Raw genomic sequence first — 8,719 nt, forward strand, 5'->3', positions numbered from 1 at the left:
CTGGCGGACCTGCGGGGCGGCGGGGTCGACGGAGAGGGCGCCCGCGTCCCCGTGCGGGACCTGCCGGTCCTCGGCCTCCGCGCCGGCCCTGGTCGTGGGTATGTGTGCTCGCTGGGCCCGGTCGCCGCCGCCGCTCTCCGGCATTCTCATCTCTCCACATCGTTGAATCCGCATCTATGCTCTCAGCTCGACCGGAGTGGTCGATACCTTTTTCGGGCGGGCTGGGGTGGCGGGCATGGGTGACAGGGTGCGCTGGGGTGTGCTGGCGACGGGCGGAATAGCCGCGACCTTCACGGCGGACGTACAGGGGCTGCCCGACGCCGAGGTGGTGGCCGTCGCCTCGCGTACGGAGGCCTCGGCGCGGGCCTTCGCCGACCGGCACAAGATCGCCCGTGCGTACGGCAGCTGGGCGGAGCTGGTCGCCGACGACACGGTGGACGTGGTGTACGTGGCCACCCCGCACTCGGCGCACCACGCGGCGGCCTCGCTCGCGCTGAAGGCCGGAAAGCATGTGCTGTGCGAGAAGGCGTTCACGCTCAACAGCCGGGAGGCGAAGGAGCTGGTGGCGCTCGCCCGGGAGCGGGGTCTCTTCCTGATGGAGGCCATGTGGACCTACCTCAACCCGGTGGTCCGCCGGCTGACCGAGCTGGTCCGGGACGGGGCGATCGGCGAGATCCGTACCGTCCAGGCCGACTTCGGCTTCGCGGGCGACTTCGCCCCCGGCCACCGGCTGCGCGACCCGGCCCTCGGCGGCGGGGCCCTGCTGGACCTCGGGGTCTACCCGGTGTCGTTCGCGCACCTGCTGCTGGGCGAGCCGGACCGGATCCAGGCCGACGCACTGCTGTCACCGGAGGGCGTGGACCTGAACACGGGGATGCTGCTGGGCTGGGACTCGGGTGCGACAGCGCTGCTGTCCTGCTCGATCGTCGGGCACCACCCGACGGCCGCCACGGTGATCGGCACCGAGGGCCGGATCGACCTCCCGCGCGACTTCTTCCACCCGGACCACTTCGTGCTGCGGAGGGCGGGCGAGGAGCCGGAGACGATCACGTCGGGGCCGGGCCCGCAGGGCCTGTCGGGCATGCAGTACGAGGCCGTCGAGGTGGCACGCGCGGTGCGGGCGGGCGAGCTGGAGTCCCCCCTCGTCCCGTTGGAGGGTTCACTCGCGGTGATGCGGACGCTCGACGCGGTCCGGGACCGCATCGGCGTCCGCTACCCGGCGGACCGCTGAGACCGTTATGCGGAGGTGAGCCCGGTCATGCGGGGGTGAGCCCCGGGTTCCCGGCCTCCGTGACGAAGGAGGCGGCGGTGGTGACGGGCGCGCCGGGGGTCGTGACGGCCGCGACCGTACGGAAGTCGGCGCGGGCCTCCTTCGTGCCGAGGGTGACGAGCGCGTACCCGCGCCGCCCGTTGTAGTGCTTGAGGTGCGGGTTGGCGCGGGTCTGGTTCTCCCAGTTGGCGGGCCGGTCCGCGCCGTCCTTGCCGCTGGCGATGGAGGTGGTGACGATCTCCGTGCCGACGGTGCGCGATGCGGGGTCGTCGAAGTCCTTCTTCAGGTCGAAGGCGTAGGAGACGTGGACGTCGCCCGTGAGGACCATGAGGTTGTCGACGCCGGCGGCCTCGGCCCCGGCGAGCACCCGCTGCCGGGAGGCGGGGTAGCCGTCCCAGGAGTCCATGGAGAGTTTGTAGGCGTCGGCGGGCACGTCGCGCCGCCTGGCGAAGGTGACCTGCTGCGGGACGACGTTCCAGGTGGCGTTCGAGGCCCGCCAGCCGTCGATCAGCCAGCGCTCCTGGGTGGCCCCGGTCAGGGTGCGCGCGGGGTCCTCGGACTCGGGGCCCGGGGTGCGCCAGCCGTCGCCGTACGCCTGGTCGTCGCGGTACTGGCGGGTGTCGAGGATGTCGAACTGGGCGAGCCTCCCGAAGCGGAGGCGGCGGTAGAGCGTCATGTCGGGGCCGGTGGGGCGCTGCGGGGTGCGCAGCGGCTGGTTCTCCCAGTACGCGCGGTACGCGGCGGCCCTGCGCAGCAGGAACTCCTCGGGCGGTACGTCGTTCTCGGGGATCCCGCCGGCGTAGTTGTTCTCGGTCTCGTGGTCGTCCCAGGTGACCACGAAGGGGCGGGCGGCGTGGGCGGCCCGCAGGTCCGGATCGGACTTGTAGAGGGCGTAGCGCAGCCGGTAGTCCTCCAGGTTCTGCGTCTCGCGGTTGTAGTGCGCGGGGAGGGTGCGGTCGGTGTAGTTGCGGGCCCCGCCGGTGGCGTTGACGGCGTACTCGTAGAGGTAGTCGCCGAGGTGGAAGACCACGTCGACGTCCTCGGCGGCGAGGTGGCGGTGGGCGGTGAAGTACCCGTCGTGGTACGCCTGGCAGGAGACGGCGGCCAGGGTGAGGGAGCTGTTACGGGCGCCGGGGGCGGGTGCGGTGCGGGTGCGGCCGACCGGGCTGGTCCAGTTGCCGGTGCGGAAGCGGTAGTAGTAGAGGCGGCCGGAGCCGAGGCCCTGGACGTCGGCGCGGACGCTGTGGGCGAACTCGGGGTGGGCGGTGACCGATCCGCGCCGCTCGATACGGCGGAAGCGCTCGTCGCGGGCGACCTCCCAGCGCACCTCGACCCGGCCGTTCGGGAGTCCGCCGCCCGGCTCGTAGGGGCGGGGGGCGAGCCGGGTCCAGATCAGGACGGACGTGGGGTGCGGATCGCCGGAGGCGACGCCGAGGGTGAAGGGGTTCTCGGCGATCCGGCGGGCGTCGAGTTCGGCGGCGCTCGCCGTGCCGGCGGCGGGCAGGTTGACGGCGAAGGCGAGCGCGGCGGCGGCTCCGGTGGTGGTCAGGAAGCGCCGGCGGCCGACGCCCGGTTCCAGTAAGCGGGCGGCGGTGCGGAGTTCGATGGCGCGGGTGCTCTGATCGGGCGTCATGATGGTCTGTGCGGCTGTCATATGCCCCTCCTCGGCCCGGATGCTGTCGGTCTTCATGGCAGCCGTGGGGGACGACGCACCGTTGTCGCGTGCACAACATCCGCATGGCGGATCGATGAGCACCGCGTGCCCCGTGCACCGATCTGTCCCGTACGCTGCCGGGCCATGAACACAGAGCAGACAGAGCAGGCCGGACGGACCGCGCGCACCGGGGACGGAGGGCAGCCCGGCCGGAAGGTCGCCGTCGTCACGGGTGCCGGGTCGGGGATCGGGCGAGCCGTCGCGCTCACCCTCGCGAGCGGGGGCTGGTCGCTGGCGCTCGCGGGCCGGCGGGCCGAGCCGCTGGCCGAGACGGCGGCCGCCGCCGGGGACACCGAGGCGCTGTGCGTCACCACGGACGTGACGGACGCCGACGAGGTGGACGCGCTCTTCACCGCCGTACGGGAGCGGTTCGGCCGGCTGGACCTGCTGTTCAACAACGCGGGCACGTTCGGCCCCGGCGGCGTACCGCTGGAGGACCTGGCGGTGGCGGACTGGCGGGCGGTCGTCGACGTGAACCTGACGGGCGCGTTCCTGTGCGCGCAGGCGGCGTACCGGCTGATGAAGGAGCAGGACCCGCAGGGCGGCCGGATCATCAACAACGGCTCGATCTCCGCCCACGCGCCGCGCCCGCACTCGATCGCGTACACCGCGACCAAGCACGCGATCACCGGGCTGACGAAGTCGCTGTCGCTGGACGGTCGCCCCTACCGGATCGCCTGCGGCCAGATCGACATCGGCAACGCGGCGACGGAGATGACCGAGCGGATGCAGACAGGGATCCTCCAGGCCAACGGGGAGCTGGCGGTGGAGCCGGTGATGGCGGCGGCGGACGTGGGGCGGACGGTGGCGCACATGGCGGAGCTGCCGCTGGAGGCGAACATCCCGTTCATGACGGTCATGGCCACGAACATGCCGTACGTCGGACGAGGCTGAAACTGGGGCTGGGGCTGAAACTGGGACTGGTCACACCTGTGCCGAACCGGGAATCGGCATTCCGGGAATGACCGGGCGGGGAATGACCGGGCCGGGGATACGGTTGACCGCCGCATGACACATGATCACCGGCCCCGGCCCGAAGTCCTGCGCTACACCGCCTTCTCCGCCGACCCCGCGGGCGGCAACCCCGCCGGCGTCGTGCTGGACGCCGCCGGGCTCGGCGAGGAGCGGATGCTCGCCGTCGCGGCGGAGGTGGGTTACAGCGAGTCGGCGTTCCTGACGGAGCGGACCGGTGAAGGCGCGTACACGATCCGCTACTTCAGCCCGAAGGCCGAGGTGCCGTTCTGCGGCCACGCCACGGTCGCCACGGCCCTCGCACTGGCCGAACGGGACGGACCGGGCGAGCTGGAGTTCGCCACGCCCGCGGGCCAGGTCCCGGTCTCCGTCGTCCGGGAGGGCGGCGAACTCCGCGCCACCCTGACCAGCGTGGTCCCGCACGTCGAGGAGGTCGGCGCGGCGGACCTGACGGAGGCGCTGGCGGCGCTGGACTGGCCGGCGGCCGATCTCGACCCCGCCCTGCCGCCCCGGATCGCCTACGCGGGGGCCCGGCACCTGGTGCTGGCCGCCGCCACCCGGGAGCGGCTGGCGGACCTGGACTACGACTTCGCGCGGCTCGAAGCGCTGATGCGCCGGCTCGACCTGACCACCCTGCAACTGGCGTACCGCGAGGGGCCGGAGCTCTTCCACGTCCGCGACCCGTTCCCGGTGGGCGGGGTCGTGGAGGACCCGGCGACGGGCGCGGCGGCGGCGGCCTTCGGCGCGTACGTACGGGAGCTGGGGCTCGTGCCGGAGGCGGCGGTGCTGACGCTGTACCAGGGGGCGGACATGGGCCGCCCCGGCACGCTCACGGTCGAACTGCGCGCGGGCGACGCCCGGGTCCGGGTCAGCGGGACGGGCACCAGGATCGGCTGAAGACAGGCCGGGTCGGCCGGGGAGGGACCGACCCGCTGGAGGTCGGCCCGGCCCACGGGAGGGGTCGACCCGGCCCGCTGGAGGTCGGCCCGGCCCACGGGAGGGGTGGACCCAGCCCGCTGGGGGGGCGGCCAGGGCCCGCCGGGGAGCGGTCGGATCCACCGACGTACGAGGAGGGGCCCTGCTCAGCCGGTAGCGTCCTTGGCCGGGGAGACGTGGGCGTACCAGCGCTCCGTCTCCTCCGAGTCGAGGGCGCGCTCCAGCAGGGCGTCGCCGCGCATGCCGGGGAAGAAGCGGCCCGCGGGCCAGGTCCGCCGGTAGGACGGCTCGTCCAGGACCAGCAGCCGGACGCCGTCGACGACGGGTATGTCGGCGGGGGCGCCCTCGTTCCAGATCAGTTCGCCGTCCGGGGCCACCAGGTCGAAGGAGCCCTCGGTGTCCACCTGGCCGGGGGTCTCCCGGCAGACGGCCGCCTCCTGCGACGACGGCGCGCGGCCCTCCACATGCCCGCCGCCGATGAGCGCGTCGGCGAGCAGGGTGTGCAGCTGGAAGTTGTCCCCGATGCCGGAGATCCGCAGGAGGTAGCCGCTGCCGCTCGTCCGGTGGAGGGCGACGAGCGGTTCGTCGTCCAGCACCAGGAGGGCGTGGGCGAGGGACTTCAGCTCCACGCCGGAGGCCCGCTCCACCGCGCCGAGCAGCCGCAGCACCTCGCCCCGGGAGCCGGCCGCCCGCCGTACGCCGGGGTGGTTCAACATCGCGACGGCGGCCATCTCCCACTGGGGAAGCGTCCACCAGCCGACGGCGGCGTCGCGACCGGCCCGCTCCACGGCCTCCGGGCCCGGCTCGCCGCCGTCCGGGGCGGGAAACGCGCCGCCCCCGGTCGCGGCCCAGGCGTCGGCGAACGCCAGGGCCTGCTCCAGGGCCCACCGCAGTCCGGCCAGCACCCCCGGTGCGCAGCGCTCGGCATCCGCACCGCGCTCGACGCAGGCCCCGACGAGCACGGCGACGACGGCACGCGGGCCGGGCGGCACCTGCTCCAGCACGGCGGCGAGCCGCGGCCCGCCGTCCAGCAGCTCCGACTCCCTGGCCTGCCCGAAGGTCTCCTGCAACCGGACGAACGCCTTGCCGGACCGCTTGGCGTCCTGCGCCGTCACCGCCGCCTCGAAGTCGGCGACGGCTCCCCCGAACCCGGCTTTACCGAATATCATTCCAGCACTTTATCGACGGGTCGTTCGATGCTACGAAGCCGGTCCCGCCCAAGGGAGACCGGCCCGGCCGCGGACCCCTCGCGCCGCTCACCGTACGAACACTCCCGCCCGCGCCGCGGCGACGGCCGCGGCGGGCCCCCCGGGGGGGGGCCCCCCCGGCCCGGGGGGGGCCCCGGGCCGGCGCCCGGGGCAACCCCGCCCCCCCCCCCCCCCCCCCCCCCCCCCCCCGCCCGCGCGGGCCGGCGGCGCCGCCAGGCCGCCCGGTCGGCGGCCTCCTCGTCCAGCGGGGCGCCGCTGGCGAGCAGCCGGTAGTACAGCGGCGCCGACACCGCCGCGACGACCTCACCCGGGTCCGTACCCGCGGGCAGTTCACCGCGCTCGACCGCTGCTTCAACGCAGCCGGACCACTCCCCGATCCGCACCGCGTAGAAGCGGTGGAGGGCCTCGGCGGTACGCGGATCGCAGGCGGCGGCCGCGATGACGGCCACGAAGAGGGCCCCTTGGCGGGGGTCGGTCAGCGTGCGGACCACGAGGCGGGCGTTGGCCCGGAGGTCCTCGGCCAGGGATCCGGTGTCCGTGCGCGGCAGCGACTGTTCCGCCATGTCCGTGAGCAGGTCGGCGACCAGTCCGGCGGGGGCGGACCAGCGACGGTAGACGGTCGTCTTGCCGACCTCGGCCCGCCGGGCTACGTCGGCCAGGTCGAGCCCGTCGAAGCCGTGCTCGACCAGCGCGTCACCGGCCGCGCGCAGCACGGCCTCGCGCACCCGGGCGGTGCGACCGCCGGGACGCACGGTGCCGGGTTCCACCCCCTCGACGCCGACACCTTCTGCGGCTTCAGCACCTTCAGAAGTCATAACGGGTCTCCAGTTCCATTAACAACGCCTCCCCTGCTACGGTGACGCCACACTAACGGAACCACAGAACCGTTTAGCGTTTCCGCGTCCAGGAAGGCGCCCTGCCATGTCTACATCCCGTACCGCATCCGCATCCTCCGACCTCGGCCCCGCCGTGGACCCCACGTCCGGTCGGCCCGCCACCTCCCCCCGCATGTCCAGCCGCCAGAAACTCGTCCTGGCCCTGCTGCTCGGCTCCCAGTTCATGATCGCGGTGGATTTCTCGATCCTGAACGTGGCGCTGCCCGTCGTCGGCGAAGGGCTCGGCTTCTCCCTCGCCGGTCTCCAGTGGATCGCCACCTCCTTCGCGCTCGCCGCCGCCGGGTTCACCCTGCTCTTCGGCCGGGTCGCCGACCTCGTCGGCCGCAAGAACCTGTTCGTCGGCGGCATGGCCGTCCTCGGCCTCTCCTCCGTGCTCGGCGGCCTCGCCACCTCGCCCGAGGTGCTGCTCACGGCCCGGGTGCTGCAGGGCCTGGCCACCGCAGCCGTCACCCCGGCCGGCCTCGCGCTGCTGACCACGGCGTTCAGGGAGGGGCCGCTGCGCGAACGGGCACTGGGGCTCAACGGGGCTCTGATGTCGGCCGGGTTCACCGCCGGGGCGATCCTCGGCGGGCTCCTGACGGACCTGCTCTCCTGGCGCTGGGCCTTCTTCATCAACGTCCCCGTGGCGGCGCTGGTCGTGATCCTGGCTCCGTCCGTGATCACCGACTCCCGGCCGGAGGAACGCCCGAAGCTGGACGTGCCCGGAGCCATCACCGTGACCGGCGGTCTGCTGCTGCTCGTCCTCGGGCTCACCCAGGCCGGTGAGACCGGCTGGACCAGGCCGGCCACCCTGGCCGCGCTGGCCGCCGGAGCCGTCCTCCTGGTCGCGTTCGTCCGCATCGAGCAGCGAGCTGCCGCCCCGCTCGTCCCGATCCGCATCCTGAAGCGGCGCAGCGTCGTCTGGGGCAACACCGCCGGGCTGATCGCCTTCGTCACCGAGACCTCGCTGGTCTTCCTGCTGACCCTCTACCTCCAGGAGGTCCTGGGCTACTCCGCACTCGCCACGGGCCTCGCGTTCGGCGTGCTCGGCGCGGGCACGGTCGTCGGCGGTGTGCTCGGCGGACGGGCGGTGGGCCGCTTCGGCAACCGGCGCGCCATCGTCCTGGGCGGCACCGTCCAGGCCGCCGCCACCCTCTCCCTCGTGGCGCTCGGCACCTCAGGGGCCTGGATCTGGCTCCTGCTGGCGGCCACCTTCGTCGGCGGCGTCGGCAACATGCTGATGATCGTCGGCTTCATGGTCACCGCGACCTCGGGCCTGCCGGACGAGGAGCAGGGGCGAGCGACCGGGCTGGCGACGATGACGCAGCAGGTGGGCATCGCCCTCGGCATTCCGGTGATGAGCGCGGTGGTCACCGCCCGGATGGGGGCCTCGAGCGGGCCCGACGCGGTACTGTCCGGCGTCTCCATCGCGATCCTGGTCAACTCCGCCCTGGTCCTGGCCGGCGCCGCGCTGGCCGGATACTTCCTGGCGGGCGGCGCCCGGAGGCGGGAGAACGGGTGAGCCGGCCCCGCTCCCCTGGCCGGCCCGGCAAGCGGGAAGCGCGGACGGCCGGGGAAACGGGAAGCGGGAACGGCCCGGGGAACCGGGACCGGCCCGGGAAGCGGGGACGGCCCGGGGAACCGGGACCGGCCCGGGAAGCGGAACCGGATCGACAGCGGGAGGATACGGACATGGCTGCTCCCGAGCCTGACCCCGACCGCGCCCCCGGCACCGGCTCCACCC

6 protein-coding genes and 1 pseudogene are annotated in these 8,719 nt (G+C 73.9%); 4 read left to right on the plus strand and 3 right to left on the minus strand.

The genetic code is table 11. The annotated features are described in order from the left end of the window. Window positions 1–235 precede the first annotated feature (235 nt). Window positions 236–1,231, plus strand: a complete 996-nt coding sequence (locus JS521_RS30585; RefSeq protein WP_205086182.1) for a Gfo/Idh/MocA family protein — start codon at window positions 236–238, stop codon at window positions 1,229–1,231. A gap of 25 nt (window positions 1,232–1,256) precedes the next feature. On the opposite strand, the gene JS521_RS30590 is transcribed toward JS521_RS30585, so the two are convergent. After that, a complete protein-coding gene (locus tag JS521_RS30590; RefSeq protein WP_205086183.1) occupies window positions 1,257–2,924 on the minus strand; it encodes an alkaline phosphatase D family protein in 1,668 nt (555 codons plus the stop codon). Window positions 2,925–3,068: 144 nt separating this feature from the next. On the opposite strand from JS521_RS30590, the gene JS521_RS30595 reads away from it, so the two are divergent. Both JS521_RS30595 and JS521_RS30600 read left to right on the plus strand, forming a co-directional pair. Further along, a complete protein-coding gene (locus JS521_RS30595; RefSeq protein ID WP_205086184.1) occupies window positions 3,069–3,878 on the plus strand; it encodes an SDR family oxidoreductase in 810 nt (269 codons plus the stop codon). A gap of 114 nt (window positions 3,879–3,992) precedes the next feature. After that, on the plus strand, window positions 3,993–4,853 hold the full coding sequence (locus JS521_RS30600) for a PhzF family phenazine biosynthesis protein (protein ID WP_205086185.1): 861 nt from the start codon (window positions 3,993–3,995) through the stop codon (window positions 4,851–4,853). 185 nt (window positions 4,854–5,038) lie between these two features. Here the strand turns inward: JS521_RS30600 and JS521_RS30605 are convergent, their stop codons facing one another. Next, window positions 5,039–6,061 carry a hypothetical protein gene (locus tag JS521_RS30605; RefSeq protein WP_205086186.1) on the minus strand — a complete coding sequence of 341 codons (1,023 nt, stop codon included), beginning with the start codon at window positions 6,059–6,061 and terminating at the stop codon, window positions 5,039–5,041. A 224-nt stretch (window positions 6,062–6,285) separates the two neighbouring features. Next, a pseudogene (locus JS521_RS30610) lies at window positions 6,286–6,915 on the minus strand (TetR/AcrR family transcriptional regulator); the annotation flags it as partial. Window positions 6,916–7,021: 106 nt separating this feature from the next. Here JS521_RS30610 and JS521_RS30615 point away from each other — a divergent pair. Then, on the plus strand, window positions 7,022–8,497 hold the full coding sequence (locus tag JS521_RS30615) for an MFS transporter (RefSeq protein WP_205086187.1): 1,476 nt from the start codon (window positions 7,022–7,024) through the stop codon (window positions 8,495–8,497). Window positions 8,498–8,719: the final 222 nt, after the last annotated feature.

The sequence above is a fragment of the Streptomyces durocortorensis genome (assembly GCF_016901035.1).
Lineage (GTDB): Bacteria > Actinomycetota > Actinomycetes > Streptomycetales > Streptomycetaceae > Streptomyces > Streptomyces durocortorensis.

Bases quoted from the DNA above. Each gene is read 5' to 3' on its own strand.
- JS521_RS30605 (WP_205086186.1), bottom strand. From the start codon at position 6,061: ATGATATTCGGTAAAGCCGGGTTCGGGGGAGCCGTCGCCGACTTCGAG.
- JS521_RS30600 (WP_205086185.1), top strand. From the start codon at position 3,993: ATGACACATGATCACCGGCCCCGGCCCGAAGTCCTGCGCTACACCGCC.
- JS521_RS30590 (WP_205086183.1), bottom strand. From the start codon at position 2,924: ATGACAGCCGCACAGACCATCATGACGCCCGATCAGAGCACCCGCGCC.
- JS521_RS30585 (WP_205086182.1), top strand. From the start codon at position 236: ATGGGTGACAGGGTGCGCTGGGGTGTGCTGGCGACGGGCGGAATAGCC.
- JS521_RS30595 (WP_205086184.1), top strand. From the start codon at position 3,069: ATGAACACAGAGCAGACAGAGCAGGCCGGACGGACCGCGCGCACCGGG.
- JS521_RS30615 (WP_205086187.1), top strand. From the start codon at position 7,022: ATGTCTACATCCCGTACCGCATCCGCATCCTCCGACCTCGGCCCCGCC.